Genomic DNA, 16,198 nt, shown 5'->3' on the forward strand with positions numbered 1-16,198 from the left:
GGCAAGCGCCCCATGATGAGGACCTTGCTGGTCCGCGGCATGCTCGCGGGCCTGGTCGCCGGTGTCCTGGCGACCCTTTTCGCGTACTTCTTCGGTGAGCCTTCGGTCGACACCGCCATCGGTCTCGAGGGCACCGCCGCGCATTCGCACAGCGCGCCCGGTGCCCACGAACACGCCCCGGCCGACGCCGAGGCGGCGGAGGAGGAGCTCGTCACCCGCGGTGTGCAGAGCACCGTCGGGCTGCTGACCGGCGTCGGCCTGTACGGCGTCGCCGTCGGCGGGCTGTTCTCGCTCGCGTTCGCCTTCACCTACGGGCGCCTCGGCACGCTGCGACCGCGGGTGACCGCGGCCCTGCTCGCCGGCGGCGCCTTCGTGGTCGTGTTCCTGGTGCCGTTCTTGAAGTACCCCGGGAATCCGCCCGCGGTGGGTCAGGCCGGCACGATCGGGAGCCGGACTTCGCTGTACTTCGGCTTCGTCGCGCTTTCGCTGCTGGTCGGCATCCTCGCCGCGGCGTTCGGGCGGAAGCTGGCCGACAAACTCGGCGCCTGGCGCGGCGGTCTGCTCGCCGCGGGCGGGTACGTCGTGCTGATCTCGGTGGCGGCGGCGCTGCTGCCGTCGATCGACGAGGTCCCCGACGGGTTCCCCGGTTCCACGCTGTGGTCCTTCCGGCTGGCGTCGGTCGGTACGCAGGTGGTGCTGTGGACCGCGCTCGGCCTTGCCTTCGGCGCTTTGGCCGAGAAGGCCTTGAAGAGCCGGGACGCCGTTCGGGCCTAGACTCCGGGCGGCACGAAAGGCAGAGAGCCGTCGGCACCGTTCTCGATCAGGCGCAGCAGAGCCTCGGTGTCGACGTGCTCCTCGACGGCGTCCGCGAGCCTGTCGAGCATGGACTCCCGCAGCGCGCCGAAGCCCGGTGCCCCGGCGGCCGGTGACCAGTCCGCCACCTCGCCCAGCCAGGCGCGCCGGAAACCGTCGTTCTCGAAGGCGCCGTGCCACATCGTGCCCCACACCGCGCCCCGCCGGTATCCGTCCAAAAAGGACTCGGCGGGGCCGGTGGCGGTCACGGTGCCGTGGTGGATCTCGTACGCCTCCACGGATTGACCGCGCCACGAACCCGTCGGCCTGGCCAGCACCTTGTCGGCGCTGAACGAGACCCGCGTCGGCAGCAGACCGAGACCGGGGACCGTTCCCGCCCCGGATTCGACGTCGTCCTCGATCTCGGCGGCCAGCATCTGATAGCCGCCGCAGATCCCCAGCACCGGACGCCCCGCCTCGGCCCGTGCGCGCACGGCGTCCGCCAGACCACGCGCCCGCAGCCACGCCAGATCGTCGACGGTCGCGCGGGAACCCGGCAGGATCACCACGTCGGCGGACCGGACCGTGTCCGGGTCGGCGGTCAGTGCGACCGAGACACCGGGCTCGGCGGCGAGCGCGTCGACGTCGGTCGCGTTGGAGGCCCGCGGGAAACGCACGACGGCGACGCGCAGGGACCCGCCGGAGGCGCCCCAGCCCGCGGCGGCGAGCGCGTCCTCCGAGTCGATCCACACCTGGTCGAGCCACGGCAGCACACCGAGGACCTCTCGGCCGGTGAGCTTCTCCAGCGTCTCCAGTCCCGGCCGCAGCAGACCCACGTCACCGCGGAACTTGTTGACCAGCCAACCCGAAACCAGCGCCTGGTCCTCGGCGGACAGCAGCGCGAGGGTGCCGAACATCGCGGCCATGACCCCGCCGCGGTCGATGTCGCCGACGACGACCACAGGCAGGCCGAAGCGCCGAGCCAGCCCCATGTTGACGTAGTCGCCTTCGCGCAGGTTGATCTCGGCCGGGCTGCCCGCGCCTTCGCACAGCACGACGTCGAAACGCTTTCGCAGCGAAGAGAACGTGTCGAAGGCGATCTCGGCGAGCCCGGCCCGGCCCGTCGCGTACTCCCCCGCTTCCAGCGTGCCGAACGGTTTCCCGAGCGCGACGACGTGGCTGCGCCGATCGCTCCCGGGTTTCAATAGCACCGGGTTCATCGCGGCTTCGGGTTCCACGCGGGCCGCCCGCGCCTGAAGCCATTGCGCGCGGCCGATTTCGGCGCCGTCGGCGCAGACCATCGAGTTGTTCGACATGTTCTGGGACTTGAACGGCGCCACCCGCACGCCCCGGCGCGCGAGCCAGCGGCACAACGCGGCGGTGACCAGGCTCTTTCCCGCGTCCGACGTCGTCCCCGCGACGAGCAGGCCGCTCATCGCGCGACCGCCACCGCGACGACGAGCGCGGCGAGACCGACCGCCCTCGACAGCCGGACCGCGCGGCGCACGTCCACCGGCTCCGGTTCGCGGCCGTCGCCGAGGACGCCGCGGCGTTCGGTACGGCCGCCGTAGCTGTTCGTCCCGCCCAGTTTGATCCCGAGCGCGCCGGCGAAGGCGGCCTCGACCTGGCCCGCGTTGGGACTCGGATGGTGCTTCCCGTCTCGGCGCCAGATGCGGAACGCAGGCCTGGCGAAGCCGCCCGCCAGCGGCGCCGACACCACGGTGAGCGCCGCGCCGACCCGGGACGGCACCAGATTCGCCAGATCGTCCGTCCGCGCCGACGCCCAGCCGAAGTTGGCGTACTTCGGCGATCGGTAGCCGACCATCGCGTCGAGCGTGTTGAGCGCGCGGTAACCCAGCAGACCGGGGATCCCGGCGACCGCGCCCCACAGCAGCGGCGCGACGACCGCGTCGGAGGTGTTCTCGGCGATGGACTCGGTGGTCGCGCGCGCGAGCTGTTCGGTGTCGAGGCCGGTGGCGTCGCGGGCGCACAGATGCGAAAGCCGCTGCCGTGCGCCGGGCAGGTCGCCGTCGTCGAGCAGATGAGCCATGCGCGTGCCCTCGGCCGCGAGCCCCTTGCCGCCGAGAACCACCCAAGTGGACGCCGCGGTGAGCGCGAATCTCGCGAAGGGACGCTTCCGCGTCAAGAACTGGGCCGCGACCCCCAATCCGGTGACGGTGCCCGCGCAGACCGCGGTGTACGCGACACCCCGGACCTTCGAATCGGCGTAAACCCGCTGTTCGAGGGCTTGTGCGGCGCGGCCGAAGCCCGCGACGGGATGCCTCTTCCGTGGATCTTCGAACACGGCGTCGGCGACGTAACCGGTCACGAGTCCGGCTGCGGTGGCGGCTTGTCGGAGTGGCACGTGGCGAACGGTAGCGCGTGCACGAGAATGCGGGGTATGACCAAGCTGACGCATCGCCTCGCGAGGGTCCTGGAGACTCTCGCGCGGGCACTTCGCCGCTATTCGCGCGACGACGGCAAGGTGCTGATACTGGGCGGCGTCCGCTCTGGGAAGTCACACCACGCCGAGCGGCTCGCGTCCCGCCACCCGCACCTCACCTATGTCGCGCCCGGGCTGCCGCCGAGCGCCGAAGATCCCGAATGGGCCGCCCGGGTGGCCGCGCACCGCGCGCGGCGGCCGAGCCACTGGAAGACCGTCGAGACCACCGACCTGGCCACGGTGCTGCGCACGGCGACACATCCGCTGCTCATCGACTGCCTCGGCACGTGGATCAGCCGGGTGCTCGACGAGGTCGGTGCCTGGGACCAGCGCAAGGGCTGGGAGCGGCGGCTCGACGACCGGCTGGAGGATTTCCTCGCGGCGTGGGCGCAGGCCGACGTGCCGGTGATCGCGGTCAGCAACGAGGTCGGCAGCGGTGTGGTGCCCGCGACGGTGTCCGGACGCGTGTTCCGTGATGTGCTGGGCGCGTTGAACAACCGGGTGTCCGCCGTGTCCGACCGGACCGTGCTGGTCGTCGCCGGACGGATGCTCGACCTGCCCTAGGGAGTCCCCATGCGTATCGCCACCCCGGACGCCGCCGCCGCAACCGCCGCGCGCGCCAGACTGGACGGACTGGTCAAACCGCTCGGTTCACTCGGACGGCTCGAAGACCTGGCCGCGTGGCTCAGCGCGGCGCACGGTGTCGTCCCGCCGCGGCCGCTCGACGACGTCCGCGTGGTCGTCTTCGCCGGGGACCACGGGGTTTCCGGGATGTCGGCGTATCCGCGTGAGGTCACCGCGGCGATGGTCCGGGTGTTCCTCGCCGGGAAGAGCGGCGTCAGCGTGCTGGCCGGGCTCGCCGGGGCGAAGGTGCGGGTGCTGGACATCGCCGTGGACTGGGACGGCGCGGACGTGCCCGCCGAGGTCACCGCGCACAAGGTCCGGCGGGGTTCCGGCGCGATCGACGTCGAGGACGCGCTCGCCGAGGGCGAGGCGCGGACGGCGTTCGAGCACGGGCTGGCGATCGCGGACGAGGAGATCGACGGCGGCGCGGATCTGCTCATCCCCGGTGACATGGGGATCGGGAACACGACGGTCTGCGCGGCCGTGGTCGCCTCGCTGCTCGGTCTTCTCCCGGAAGACGTCGTCGGCACGGGCACCGGGATCGACGAGGCCGGGCGCGCGCGGAAACTCGCGGTCGTCGAGGCCGCGTTGATCAGGGCGGGCGCGACGAAAGACCCCTTCGCACTGCTGACCGCGCTCGGCAGCGCTTGTCTCGCCGCGACGGCGGGCTTTCTCGTGCAGGCGGCGGTTCGCGGGGTGCCGGTGCTGCTCGACGGCGTGTTCTCCGGGGCCGCGGCGCTCGTCGCCCGCGAGATCGCGCCGGGTGCCGAGCAGTGGTGGCTGGCCGGGCATCGGTCGACCGAGCCGTCGCAGGCGTACGCGTTGAAGGCGCTCGATCTGGAGCCGATCCTCGACCTCGGGCTGCGGCTCGGCGAGGGCAGCGGCGCCGTGCAGGCGGTACCGGTGCTGAGGGCGGCGCGGGCGATCCTCGCGGACATGGGTCTGCTGGCGGATCTGGCTTGATCGCCGACGCGCTGAAAATGGCCGTCGGCACCCTGACCACCGTCCGGGTGCCGGCGCCGGGGGTGATCGACCGGCGGGTGGCGGGCGGGGCGATGGTGCTCGGCCCGCTTGCCGTCGTGCCGCTCGCGGCCGTCGCTTCGCTGATCGTCTTCCTGGGTGAGCTGATCGGTCTGCCCGCGTTCGCGTCGGCGGCGCTCGCGCTGGGCGCGGTGGCGCTCGGCAGCCGCGGGCTCCATCTGGACGGGCTCGCCGACACGGCCGACGGTCTCGGCGCTTCGTACGACCGTGCTCGGGCGCTGGAGGTCATGCGGCGCGGGGATTCCGGGCCGACCGGGATCGCGACCCTGGTGCTGGCGCTGCTCGTCCAGGTCGGCGCGCTGGCCGGGGCGATCTCGGCCGGGCACGGGATCGCGGCGGCCGCCGTCGCGGTCGTCGCCGGACGCGGCGTGCTCTCGCTGTGCTGCGCGCGCGGTGTCCCGTCGGCCCGGCCGGAAGGGCTGGGGGCGACCGTCGCCGGTTCGGTGCCGGTGTGGGCGGCGGCCCTGGTCTTCGCCGTGCTGGCGGGCGCGGCGGCGTTGGTGCTGCCGTGGTGGCAAGGGCTCGCCGCGGTGGCGTTGGGGTATCTGGCCGCGTCCGCGCTGCTGGCGCGGTGCGTTCAGCGGCTGGGCGGGGTGACCGGGGACGTGCTCGGGGGTTGCGTCGAGGTCTCCGTCGCGGGGATCTTGCTGGCTTCGTCGTTCTGAGGAACCGCCAGTTTCTCGTCGATCTCCGGCAGCCAGAAGCACAACTCGAAGGTCTTCATCCCGGCCCAGAGGCCGAGTTTGCGGCCCTGGGAGACCAAAGTGACCGACGCGAACAGCAGCAGCGCGGCGATCACGGCGGCGATGAACGGGTGCTTGCCGGCGAAGATGTCGACGATCGCGGCGACGGCGCCGAACAGCATCGGCGGTGCGCAGTTGCGCACCATCAGCCCGGACGCGCGCAGCCGCGTGACGTCGGCCGCGACCTCCTTGTCGTGCAGTTGCAGCGCGCACAGCAGGAGATGCGGGCTCTCCTTCAGGAACGCGCGGTCCTTGGCCGCGGGCATCCGGCGCACGAACTCCACGGCGGCGTCCCGGTCCCGCCTGCGCGGCACGATCCGCTCCAGCGCATCCCCGAGCGGATAGGCCAGATAGCCCAGCAGGAAACTCAGGACCACGATCACGACGACGAGCACCACGGTCGGCACGCCGCCGACGCTCGCCGCCGTCAGGATGTGGACCTTCGCCCCGAGGTAACCGAAGAACGCGACGTACAGCGCGCCGGGGATGGTGTAGGCGAAGAGATCGAAGACGCCGATCACGAAGTTCACTCGCCTATCCAACCAGAAGTCGCCGTGCGCTTTGGCCGAGTTGGTCGTGAGTGGTAAGTCGCGTTCTAACGACACTTACCCCTCACGAGCCAAGGCTTCGGCGACTTCGTCGGCGTGTGGGATGGTCGCGGCGATGATGCCGTCCAGCACCTTCCGCGTCGCCGTCATCTCGTCGATCGCCGTGGTGATCCGGTCCCGCTCCCGGTACAACTCGGGCAGCAGATCGACGCAGGCGGGCGCCAGGCCGTTCCCGAGATCGACCATGCACGGCAGCACCCCGGCGATGGTCGCGGTGCCCAGTCCCGCGGACAGCAGGGTGCGGATGTTGCGCACCCGCGCGACATCCGCTTCCGAATATTCGCGGTAACCACTCGGCCTTCGCACCGGATGCAGAAGGCCCTGTTCCTCGTAATAGCGGAGCAACCGTTCCCGCACGCCCGTCCGCCGCACCAGCTCACCGATCCGCATGAGAACAACCATTACACGATCAGGAGTTGACTCTCACATCGATGAGAGACTTTAGCCTTGCCCCATGACCGATCAGAACCTCCCGGTGGCCGTCGTCGGACTCGGCCCGATGGGTGCCGCGCTCGCCGCCGCCCTGCTCGACCGCGGCCACGACGTGACCGTGTGGAACCGTTCCCCCGGCAAGGCCGCCCCCTTGGTGGCGAAAGGCGCGCGGCAGGCGGACGACATCGTGGACGCGGTGTCCGCGAGCCGTCTGCTCGTGGTCTGTCTCGCCGACTATGACGCGCTTTACTCCGCGCTCGGCCCGGCGCGGGAAGCCTTGCGCGGCCGCGTGGTGGTGAACCTGAATTCCGGCACGCCGAAGGAGGCACGCGAGGCCGCCCAGTGGGCGGAAGGACACGGAATCGGCTATCTCGACGGCGCGATCATGGTTCCTCCGCCCCTGGTCGGGCACCCCGGCTCGCTCTTCCTCTACAGCGGCCCCACCGAGGTTTTCGAGACGCACAAGGAGACCCTGGCCGATCTGGGAGATCCGACCCATCTCGGCACGGACCCGGGCCTCGCCGTGCTGTACAACACCGCGTTGCTGAGCATGATGTACTCGTCCCTGAACGGTTTCCTGCACGCCGCCGCGCTGGTCGGCAGTGCCGGGGTCGGGGCGGCCGAGTTCACGGAGATCGCGGTGGACTGGTTCCTGCCCTCGGTGATCGGCGGGATCATCAAGGCCGAGGCGCCCACCATCGACAAGGGTGAGTATCCCGGCGAGCTCGCTTCCCTGGAAATGAACGTCACGACGCTGAAGCACATCATCGGCACCAGCGACGAGCAGCGAGTCGACGCCGGTATCCCGGCCGGGAACAAGGAACTGCTGGACCGGGCGGTCGCCGCGGGGTTCGGCAAGAGCGGCTACTCCTCGGTGATCGAGATCCTCAAGCGGGGAGCCGCCTGACCGCCGCGAGCGCCGCCAGGAAGCGGTCCACCGTCTCCCGGTCCCGCACCGCGATCCGCAGGTACCGCCCGTCCAGCCCCGGGAAGGTGTCCCCCCGGCGGACGGCGAAGCCGTTCTCCCGCAATCGTTCCCGCACGCCGTCGGCGCCCGGGAGCCGCACGAGCACGAAAGGCCCCCGGGGCTCCCCCAGCACCTCGACCCCCAAAGCGGTCAAGCCCGAAACCAGGTACTCCCGGTCCGCTTCCGCCGCCACGGCCAGTTTCTCGGCTTCCTCCAGCGCCTCCGGGCGGCAGCACGCCACCACGGCGACGGCGGCCAGCGACGACACCGACCACGGGGGCTGGACGGCGCGCAGACTGTCCACAACGGACTCGTCCGCCAGGACGTACCCGGCGCGCAGCCCGGCGATCCCCCACGTCTTCGTCAGGCTGCGGAGAACGACGAAACCCGGTTGCCCCGCAACGCTTTCGGTCTCGCCGGGGACGGCGTCGAGGAAGGCTTCGTCGACGACGACCAGCCGGTCCGGGCGGCCCAGCGCGAGCAGGTCCGCGGCCGGATGCAGCACGGATGTCGGGTTCGTGGGGTTCCCGACGAAGACCAGATCGGCTTCCTCCGGGACGTCGCCCAGCCGGAAACCGTCGTCGGGCGACAACACCACCCGCCGCACGGCGTGGCCTGCCGCGCGCAGGGCGGCTTCGGGTTCGGTGAACTGCGGGTGCACGACCACCGCGCACGACGGCCGCAACGCCGTCGCCAGCAACGTGAACGCCTCGGCCGCGCCGGAGGTCACCAAGACCTGGGACTCAGGCAACGAGTGCCGGGCGGCGACCGCGGCCGTGGCGGCGGTGACGTCCGGATAGGCGGCCAGATCGTCCAGCGCCGCCGCCAGTTCGGCGCGCAGCCAAGCGGGCGGCGCCGGCAGGCGGACGTTGACCGCCAGATCGACGAGACCCTCGCCGACCTCGCGATCGCCGTGATGCCAGAGATCGTAGTCAGCCATGGGCGTGCACCGCGGTGGCGAACCGCTCGGCGAGTTCAGGGTAGCCCGCCCAATGGACGTGCAGGTACGACGCGTGCAGGGACGCCGACGCGAAGCCGTCCGGAGTGCGGTCCCAGCCCCAGGCCGGGGTCGGGCCGCTGCCGGGTTCGATGATCGTGCGGTGGAATTCGTGCCCGGTGACGCGTTGCCCGGCGACCGCGAGCACACTGTCCGCGGGCGAGAAAGCCTTGCGGTATCCCAGCTTTCCGCGTTTCGTCATGGTGGCCGACGCGTCGAGGACGCCGGTCATCGGCGTGCCGTCGATGTCCTGGCACAGGTACAACAGCCCCGCGCATTCCGCCACGACGGGCATTCCGTCGCCGACGGCCCGCGCGATCGCCGTCCGCAGCGGGAGATTCGCCGAAAGCTCTTCGGCGTGCACCTCGGGGAAGCCACCGCCGAAGTACAGCCCGGCGCAGCCTTCGGGGAGTTCCTTATCCTGCAAGGGATCCACGTCGACGACGTCGACCCCCGCGGCGGCGAGCAGTTCGACGGCCTCGGTGTAGCGGAAGGTGAACGCCGGACCGGCCGCCGCGGCGACCACCGAACGCCGCCCCTCGACCGCGAACGGCGGCCGCCAGGGCTCCCCCGAAAGGCGGGAGGCCGAACGCGCCACCTGCACGATCGCGCCGAGGTCCACCCCTTCGCTGATCCACGCGGCCAGCTCCGGCAGCAGACGTTCGGACTCGCTCGCCCGTTCCGCCGCCGGGACCAGGCCGAGGTGACGGCTGGGCGCGTGGATCTCTTCGTTGCGGTACAACGTTCCCAGCAGCGGGACGCCGGTCGCCTCCAGCGCGGTGACGATCTCGTCCGCGTGCCGTTGCGAGCCCAGCTTGTTGAGGATCACGCCGGCGAGCCGGACGCGGGTGTCGTACTGCGCGAACCCGAGCACGGTCGCGGCGACACTGCGCGACGCGGCCGACGCGTCCACGACGAGCACCACCGGCGCGTCCAGCAACCGGGCGACGTGCGCGGTCGAGGCGTACCCCTCGGTGCCGAGCGCGCCGTCGAACAGGCCCATCACGCCTTCGATGACGGCGATGTCGGCACCGGCGGAACCGTGCCGCAGCAACGGGATCAGCCGGTCCTCGCCCTGGAGGAACGGGTCGAGGTTGCGCGGCGGCCGTCCGGTGGCCAGCGCGTGGTAGCTCGGGTCGATGAAGTCGGGCCCGACCTTGTGCCCGGACACCTTCAACCCCCGTGCGCGCAACGCCGCCATCAGGCCCGCGGCGATCGTGGTCTTGCCGTGCCCGGACCCGGGCGCGGCGATGACCACGCGGTTCACCATTCGATGCCTCGCTGGCCCTTTTGCCCGGCGTCCATCGGATGCTTCACCTTCGTCATCTCGGTGACCAGGTCCGCCGCCTCGATCAGCTCCGGCGGCGCGTACCGGCCGGTGATCACCACGTGCTGATGGCCGGGGCGTCCGCTCAGCGTCGAGACGACGTCGTCCACTTCGAGCCAGCCCCATTTGAGCAGGTAGCTGAACTCGTCGAGGACGTAGAAGTCGTGGGTTTCGGCGGCGAGACGGCGTTTGATCTCGGCCCAGCCCTCACGCGCGTTCTCGGCGTGGTCCTCCTCGGAACCGGACTTACGCGCCCAGCTCCAGCCTTCGCCCATCTTGTGCCACTCGACGGCGCCGCCCTGGCCGGTGTCCTCGTGCAGCTTGCCCAGCGCGCGGAACGCGGCTTCCTCGCCGACACGCCATTTCGCCGACTTGACGAACTGGAACACGCCGATCGACCAGCCCTGGTTCCACGCGCGCAGCGCCATCCCGAACGCGGCCGTGGACTTGCCCTTCATCTCACCGGTGTGCACGGCGAGCAGCGGGCGGTTGCGCCGCTGGCGGGTGGTGAGACCGTCGTTCGGCACCGTTTCCGGTTTGCCCTGTGGCATTACGCCGCCTTTCCGGAGATACGGGTGCGGACCGCGCCCGCGAGAGTGTCGGCGGCGACCTCGGCGACCGGAACGTGTTCCGCGCCAAGGTGTTCCGCCAGTTCGGCGGCGAGCCCGAGGCGCATCTTCCCGCTCTCGCAGTCCATCACGATCGAGGTCACGTTCCCCGCCAGCAACCCGGCCGCCTGACGGGCACGCTGGACGGCGTCGGCGCCGCTGGTCGCACGGCCGTCGGTGACGACCACCAGCAGCGGACGCCGCAACGGATCGCGAACCGCTTCGATCCGCAGAACCCTTGCCGCTTCGAGAAGTCCTTCGGCCAGCGGGGTCCGGCCGCCGGTCGCGAGACCGTCCAAACGGGACGCAGCGGCGTCGACGCTGATCGTGGGCGGGAGCGCGAGTTCGGCGCCGGAGGCTCGGAACGTCACCAGGCCGACCTTGTCCCGGCGCTGGTAGGCGTCGAGCAGCAGCGACAGCACGGCGGTCTTGACCTCGCGCATCCGCTGCCGCGCGCCCATCGAGCCGGACGCGTCGACGCAGAACAGCACCAGGTTGCCCTCGCGTCCTTCCCGCCGCGCGAACCGCAGATCCTGGGGCCGCACCACGAGACCCGCGCCGCTACGGCCGCGGGAACGCTGATGCGGCGCGGCCGCGCGCACGGTCGCGAGCAGATGCGGATGCCCGTCCTTGGTCCCGGCGGGGTGGACGCCGATGGTCCGCCCGTTGTCGGTGATCGCCCTCGACCGCCGCCCGGCGGCACCCTCACCGGTGCCCTTCACCTCGAAACGCCGGGCACGGAAGGCTTCCCCGGCGCCGACCGGCTTCTGGTCGCCGCCACTCCCGCCGCTTGATGGCTCCTGGCCACCTTGCGAGGGCGGCGGGGCCTCACCGCCCTCCGGAGGTGCACCGGAACCGGGACCGTCGTCGTCGGGACCGGGGCCTTCGGGTTCGGCGTCCTGCAACGCCTGCTCAAGCTGCTCCTCGGAGATCCCGGGCGCGTCGAAGGGATTGCGGCGACGGCGGTGCGGCAGCGCGAGCCTGGCCGCGACCCGGACGTCGTCGGTGGTCACCTCGGTGCGCCCGGCCCAGGCGGCGTGCGCGACCGCGGTCCGCGCGGTGACGATGTCCGCGCGCATCCCGTCGACCTCGAACGACGCGCAGACCTCCGCGATCTGCCGCAGCGCGTCGTCCGGCAGTTTGACCGAAGGCAGAAGTCGTTGCGCCGCCTCGATGTCCGCGGCGAGTTCGGCGTCGGCCGCGGCGTACTGGCCGGCGAAGCCGTCGGGGTCCGCCTCGTAGGCGAGCCGCCGCCGGACGACCTCGACCCGCAGTTCGGGGTCCCGGCTGGACGCGACCTCGACGGTGAGCCCGAACCGGTCCAGCAGCTGCGGTCGCAGCTCGCCCTCCTCGGGGTTCATCGTGCCGATCAGGACGAACCGGGCCGCGTGCGACACCGAGACACCCTCGCGTTCGACGGTCGCGCGGCCCATGGCGGCGGCGTCGAGCAGCGTGTCGACCAGGTGGTCGTGCAGGAGGTTGACCTCGTCCACGTACAGCAGCCCGCGATGCGCGGCGGCGAGCAGGCCGGGCTGGAAATCGGTGACGCCGTCGGCGAGCGCGCGTTCCAGGTTCAGCGAACCGATCACGCGGTCTTCGGCCGCGCCGACCGGCAGTTCCACCAGCCGCGCGGGACGACGGTGGGCGGGCGAACCTTCCGCGTGCGGGCCGTCGGGGCAGGCCGGATCGGGCTCGACGGGGTCGCAGGAGAACCGGCACGCGTCCACGACGTCGACGCCGGGCAGGAGACCGGCCAGCGCGCGTACCATCGTGGACTTCGCCGTGCCCTTCTCGCCGCGCACGAGAACCCCGCCGACGGCGGGCGAGATGGAGGAAAGCACCAGCGCCAGGCGCAGATCCGGCATCCCCACAACGGCGGTGAACGGGTACGGCTTCACAGCTCTCCCTCATCCTCGACGACCTCCGGCCGATCATCGCACAGGAAATCCGTCATCTACCGTGACGAACGTGCGCGAAAAATCACCCCTGACGGTCGTCGGGATCGGGGCCGACGGCTGGCCCGGCCTGTCCTCGCAGGCCAGGGAAGCGGTCCTGAACGCCGACGTGGTCGTAGGCGCTCCGCGTCAGCTCGCGTACCTGCCCGCCGGGATGAAATCCGAGCCCTGGCCGAGTCCGCTCCTGCCGGGGCTGGACGGCTTCCTCGCCGAGCGCGAGGGCCGCGTCTGCGTACTGGCCAGCGGCGACCCGCTGCTGTCCGGCATCGGCACGACGCTGATCCAGCGCGGCTACGACGTCGAAGTCCTGCCCGCGCTCTCCTCGGTGACGCTCGCCCGCGCGCGGCTCGGCTGGGCGGCGGAGGAGACCGAGGTGGTCACCGTCGTCGGCCGCGCGATCGCCCGGGTGAGCCGCGCACTCGCGCCCGGGCGGAAGATCCTCGTCCTCGGCGCGAACGCCGAAGACCTGCTCGACCTGCTCAAAACCCGCGGTTACGGCAACAGCCGCGTCACCGCGCTGTCCGACCTCGGCGGCCCCGACGAACGTGTCGGACCCGGCTCGCTGACCGTGTTCGCCATCGAGGCCGAAGGTCCCGCGCTGCCGCTTACCGGGCTGCCGGACGACATCTTCGAGCACGACGGCCAGCTCACCAAACGCGACCTCCGCGCGTCCGCGCTGGCCAGGCTCGCGCCGACGCCCGGCGAACTGCTGTGGGACGTCGGCGGGGGCGCGGGCAGCGTCGGCATCGAGTGGTCCCGCGTGCATCCGCTGAACCGGGCGATCGCGATCGAGCGGTCGCCGGAACGGGCCGCCCGGATCACCCGGAACGCGGACGCGCTCGGCGTCCCGGAACTCGACGTGGTGACCGGCGCGGCACCGGAAGCCCTCGAAGGGCTGTCCACCCCGCAAGCGATCTTCATCGGCGGCGGACTGACCGTGCTGGGTGTCCTGGACGCCTGCCTGGCGACCGGCGCGCGGATCGTCGCGCACGGCGTGACCCTCGAATCCGAACAGGCCCTGGCCCGCGCGTACGGCGAACACGGCGGGGAACTGATCCGCGTCGCCGTCGAACAGGCCGCGCCGCTCGGCGGATTCACCGGCTGGACCCCGGCGCGAGCCGTGACACAGTGGAGCAAACCTTGACAGTGCACTTCATCGGCGCCGGCCCGGGTGCGGCCGACCTCATCACCGTACGAGGCCGTGACCTGCTCGGCCGCTGCCGAACCTGCCTGTACCCCGGCAGCATGACGCCGACAGCGCTCTTGGAGTACTGCCCTCCGGAGGCGGTGCTCGTCGACACCGCGAACCTCGACCTGCCCGCGATCGTCGAGCGCATGGTCGAGGCGCACGGGAAGGGCCACGAGATCGCGCGGTTGTGCTCGGGCGACCCGTCGATCTACAGCGCGGTCGCCGAGCAGATGCGCCGCCTCGACGCCGCCGGTGTTCCGTACGACGTCACGCCGGGCGTCCCCGCGTTCGCCGCCGCGGCCGCGCTGCTCAACCGCGAACTGACCGTGCCCGAAGTCGGGCAGAGCCTGGTCATCACGCGGGCCCAGGCCCGGTCCACGGCCATGCCGCCGGGGGAAACGCTGGCGAACTTCGCGCGCACCGGCACCACGCTCGCACTGCATCTCGCGATCAACCGCATCGAGCAGGTAGTCGACGAACTGCGGCCGTTCTACCGCGAAGACTGCCCGGCGGCGGTGGTGGCGCTGGCGAGCCAGCCTGGTGAACAGGTGCTGCGCGGCACGCTCGGCACCATCGCCGCGCAGTCCCGCGAGGCCGGGATCAGCCGCGCCGCGATGATCTTCGTCGGGGAAGTCCTTGCCGCGGAAGGGTTTCCCGACAGTTTCCTGTATTCGGCCACCCGTGATCGCGCGAGCCAACCGGAGTCGTTGTGAAGAGTCTTCGCTGGGGCCTGCTGGCCGCCGGGACCATCGCCGCCGAGTTCGCGGCGGGCGTCGAAGAGAGCAAGCACGGCGTGCTCGAAGCCGTCGCCGCGCGATCCGGTGACCGGGCGGCCGAGTTCGCGAGCCGTTTCGAGATCCCGAAATGCTACGGCGCCTACGAGGATCTGCTCGCCGATCCGGACGTCGACGCGATCTACATCTCGACGCCGCATCCGCTGCACGGCGAATGGGCGATCCGCGCGGCCGAAGCGGGCAAGCACATCCTGTGCGAAAAACCGCTGACGATGTCCGTCGCCGAGGCCGAGAAGGTCGTCGAAGCCGCCCGCGCCAACGACGTCTTCCTCATGGAGGCGTTCATGTACCGGCTGCATCCGCAGATCCGGCGGCTGGCCGAGCTGATCTCCTGTGGCGCCATCGGCGAGGTCCGCGCCGTGGACGTCGCCTTCAGCTACAACTTCGCCGTGCCCCGGCTCACCGATCCCGCGCTGGGCGGCGGCGGGATCTTCGACGTCGGTTGCTACTGCACGTCACTCGCGCGGCTGGTCTCGCAGGCGGCGACCGGGCAGGACGTCGTGGAGCCCGAGGAGGTGCTCGGAATGGCGAGGCTCGACGAGAACGGCGTCGACGAGGTCGCGTTCGGGCTGCTGCGGCTGCCGGGCGGGATCCTCGCGCAGCTGGCCTGCGGTTTCCAGCTGACGCAGGACGATCACATCCGCGTGTACGGCTCCGAAGGGCAGCTGTACGTGCCGAAACCGGCGTGGATCCACGAAATGCGCAAGCCGAAGACGTCGCAGATCGTGCTCACGCCGGAGGGCGGCGAGCCCGAGGTGATCGAAGTCGAGGCGACACAAGGCCTTTTCGCCCGCGAAGCCGACCACGTCGCGGCGCATATCGCCGACCGGCAGGCCCCCGAACTCACCTGGGCGGAGACGCTCGCGAACCTGCGCACGCTGGAACGATGGCGCGAGGCCGTGGCCCGATGACACTGCTGATCCTGGGTGGCACCGGCGAAGCACGCGAGCTCGCGAAGGAACTGGTGGCGCGCGGCGAGCACGTCGTGTCCTCGCTCGCGGGCCGCGTCGCACGACCGAAGCTGCCTCACGGCGAGACCCGAGTCGGCGGCTTCGGCGGTCCGGAAGGGCTCGCGCGCTGGCTGACCGAGAACGACGTCGACGCGGTGATCGACGCCACGCATCCCTTCGCCGAACGCATCGGCGCCAACGCGGCCATCGCGGCGCGGGAAACGGGCACACCGCTGCTCAGGCTCGCCAGGCCCGGCTGGACGGAACAGCCAGGCGACACCTGGCACTGGGCCGACGACCTCGACCACGCCGCGCGGCTGCTCCCGGCGCTCGGCGAACGCGTGTTCCTCACCAGCGGACGGCAAGGGCTCGCCGCCTTCGCCGGGCTGGATCTCTGGTTCCTGATCCGCTGCGTCGATCCGCCCGAGGTGCCCCTCCCCCGCCGTCACGAAATCCTGCTGGACCGCGGGCCGTACACGGTGGAGAAGGAACGCGCGCTCATGGAGCGGCACGACGTCGAGGTCCTCGTCACCAAGGACAGCGGCGGCGCGATGACCGCGGCGAAGCTCACCGCGGCCCGTGGGCTCGGCCTTCCGGTGGTCGTCGTGCGGCGGCCGCATCGGCCGGAAACGGCCAGCGTAACGACAGTTCAGGGCGCTATAACCTGGCTCGGCACCGAGACGAAGGGCAGCCCTGCGTAAGCCGTTCGGACCAGACCCGTTAGCGTT

Annotated in this window: 17 protein-coding genes; 9 read left to right on the top strand and 8 right to left on the bottom strand. The window is 71.5% G+C overall.

The window, feature by feature from the left end:
• The first annotated feature begins 12 nt into the window (after nt 1–12).
• On the top strand, nt 13–774 hold the full coding sequence (locus tag AJAP_RS30580; RefSeq protein ID WP_038517804.1) for a CbtA family protein: 762 nt from the start codon (nt 13–15) through the stop codon (nt 772–774).
• Here AJAP_RS30580 and AJAP_RS30585 read toward each other — a convergent pair.
• Both AJAP_RS30585 and AJAP_RS30590 read right to left on the bottom strand, forming a co-directional pair.
• The gene (locus AJAP_RS30585) at nt 771–2,228 is read right to left on the bottom strand and encodes a cobyric acid synthase (RefSeq protein WP_038517807.1); all 1,458 of its coding nucleotides are present in this window, start codon (nt 2,226–2,228) and stop codon (nt 771–773) included. The two genes, AJAP_RS30580 and AJAP_RS30585, sit on opposite strands and share 4 nt — an antisense overlap.
• Nucleotides 2,225–3,157 carry a cobalamin biosynthesis protein gene (locus AJAP_RS30590; protein ID WP_038517810.1) on the bottom strand — a complete coding sequence of 311 codons (933 nt, stop codon included), beginning with the start codon at nt 3,155–3,157 and terminating at the stop codon, nt 2,225–2,227. Before AJAP_RS30590 ends, AJAP_RS30585 begins: the two co-directional genes overlap by 4 nt.
• A 36-nt stretch (nt 3,158–3,193) precedes the next feature.
• On the opposite strand from AJAP_RS30590, the gene AJAP_RS30595 reads away from it, so the two are divergent.
• From AJAP_RS30595 to AJAP_RS30605, 3 genes are read left to right on the top strand one after another with little or no spacing between them, the layout of a single operon-like run.
• Nucleotides 3,194–3,799: a bifunctional adenosylcobinamide kinase/adenosylcobinamide-phosphate guanylyltransferase gene (locus tag AJAP_RS30595; RefSeq protein WP_037346667.1), complete on the top strand. Its 606-nt coding sequence runs from the start codon at nt 3,194–3,196 to the stop codon at nt 3,797–3,799.
• A gap of 9 nt (nt 3,800–3,808) precedes the next feature.
• A complete protein-coding gene (cobT, locus tag AJAP_RS30600; RefSeq protein WP_038517812.1) occupies nt 3,809–4,822 on the top strand; it encodes a nicotinate-nucleotide--dimethylbenzimidazole phosphoribosyltransferase in 1,014 nt (337 codons plus the stop codon).
• Nucleotides 4,819–5,565: an adenosylcobinamide-GDP ribazoletransferase gene (locus AJAP_RS30605; RefSeq protein ID WP_148311595.1), complete on the top strand. Its 747-nt coding sequence runs from the start codon at nt 4,819–4,821 to the stop codon at nt 5,563–5,565. Before cobT ends, AJAP_RS30605 begins: the two co-directional genes overlap by 4 nt.
• Here the strand turns inward: AJAP_RS30605 and AJAP_RS30610 are convergent.
• Both AJAP_RS30610 and AJAP_RS30615 read right to left on the bottom strand, forming a co-directional pair.
• Complete coding sequence (locus tag AJAP_RS30610; protein ID WP_228694636.1) at nt 5,478–6,173, bottom strand: hypothetical protein; 696 nt, start codon at nt 6,171–6,173, stop codon at nt 5,478–5,480. The two genes, AJAP_RS30605 and AJAP_RS30610, sit on opposite strands and share 88 nt — an antisense overlap.
• A 75-nt stretch (nt 6,174–6,248) precedes the next feature.
• On the bottom strand, nt 6,249–6,641 hold the full coding sequence (locus tag AJAP_RS30615) for a MerR family transcriptional regulator (protein WP_038517815.1): 393 nt from the start codon (nt 6,639–6,641) through the stop codon (nt 6,249–6,251).
• A 64-nt stretch (nt 6,642–6,705) separates the two neighbouring features.
• Between AJAP_RS30615 and AJAP_RS30620 the strand changes: the two genes are divergently transcribed.
• On the top strand, nt 6,706–7,590 hold the full coding sequence (locus AJAP_RS30620) for an NAD(P)-dependent oxidoreductase (protein WP_038517819.1): 885 nt from the start codon (nt 6,706–6,708) through the stop codon (nt 7,588–7,590).
• Here the strand turns inward: AJAP_RS30620 and cobC are convergent.
• Genes cobC through AJAP_RS30640 form a run of 4 tightly spaced genes read right to left on the bottom strand, consistent with a single transcriptional unit; the run spans nt 7,571 to nt 12,480 of the window.
• Nucleotides 7,571–8,590, bottom strand: a complete 1,020-nt coding sequence (cobC, locus tag AJAP_RS30625; protein WP_038517822.1) for an Rv2231c family pyridoxal phosphate-dependent protein CobC — start codon at nt 8,588–8,590, stop codon at nt 7,571–7,573. The two genes, AJAP_RS30620 and cobC, sit on opposite strands and share 20 nt — an antisense overlap.
• Nucleotides 8,583–9,917, bottom strand: a complete 1,335-nt coding sequence (locus AJAP_RS30630; RefSeq protein WP_038517825.1) for a cobyrinate a,c-diamide synthase — start codon at nt 9,915–9,917, stop codon at nt 8,583–8,585. The genes cobC and AJAP_RS30630 overlap by 8 nt, the downstream gene beginning before the upstream one ends.
• Nucleotides 9,911–10,525: a cob(I)yrinic acid a,c-diamide adenosyltransferase gene (gene cobO, locus AJAP_RS30635; protein ID WP_038517828.1), complete on the bottom strand. Its 615-nt coding sequence runs from the start codon at nt 10,523–10,525 to the stop codon at nt 9,911–9,913. Before cobO ends, AJAP_RS30630 begins: the two co-directional genes overlap by 7 nt.
• A complete protein-coding gene (locus AJAP_RS30640) occupies nt 10,525–12,480 on the bottom strand; it encodes a putative cobaltochelatase (protein ID WP_038517830.1) in 1,956 nt (651 codons plus the stop codon). Before AJAP_RS30640 ends, cobO begins: the two co-directional genes overlap by 1 nt.
• A gap of 61 nt (nt 12,481–12,541) precedes the next feature.
• Between AJAP_RS30640 and AJAP_RS30645 the strand changes: the two genes are divergently transcribed.
• The 4 genes from AJAP_RS30645 to AJAP_RS30660 are packed head-to-tail and all read left to right on the top strand — an operon-like array spanning nt 12,542 to nt 16,171.
• Nucleotides 12,542–13,681, top strand: coding sequence for a bifunctional cobalt-precorrin-7 (C(5))-methyltransferase/cobalt-precorrin-6B (C(15))-methyltransferase (locus AJAP_RS30645; RefSeq protein WP_038517833.1), 1,140 nt, complete (start codon nt 12,542–12,544; stop codon nt 13,679–13,681).
• Entirely contained in the window at nt 13,678–14,439 is a 762-nt protein-coding gene (cobM, locus tag AJAP_RS30650) for a precorrin-4 C(11)-methyltransferase (RefSeq protein ID WP_038517835.1), read from the top strand. Before AJAP_RS30645 ends, cobM begins: the two co-directional genes overlap by 4 nt.
• The gene (locus tag AJAP_RS30655) at nt 14,436–15,431 is read left to right on the top strand and encodes a Gfo/Idh/MocA family protein (protein WP_038517838.1); all 996 of its coding nucleotides are present in this window, start codon (nt 14,436–14,438) and stop codon (nt 15,429–15,431) included. The genes cobM and AJAP_RS30655 overlap by 4 nt, the downstream gene beginning before the upstream one ends.
• Nucleotides 15,428–16,171, top strand: coding sequence for a cobalt-precorrin-6A reductase (locus tag AJAP_RS30660; RefSeq protein WP_174492055.1), 744 nt, complete (start codon nt 15,428–15,430; stop codon nt 16,169–16,171). Before AJAP_RS30655 ends, AJAP_RS30660 begins: the two co-directional genes overlap by 4 nt.
• Nucleotides 16,172–16,198: the final 27 nt, after the last annotated feature.

It is taken from the genome of Amycolatopsis japonica, from assembly GCF_000732925.1.
In the GTDB taxonomy this organism is placed as follows: domain Bacteria; phylum Actinomycetota; class Actinomycetes; order Mycobacteriales; family Pseudonocardiaceae; genus Amycolatopsis; species Amycolatopsis japonica.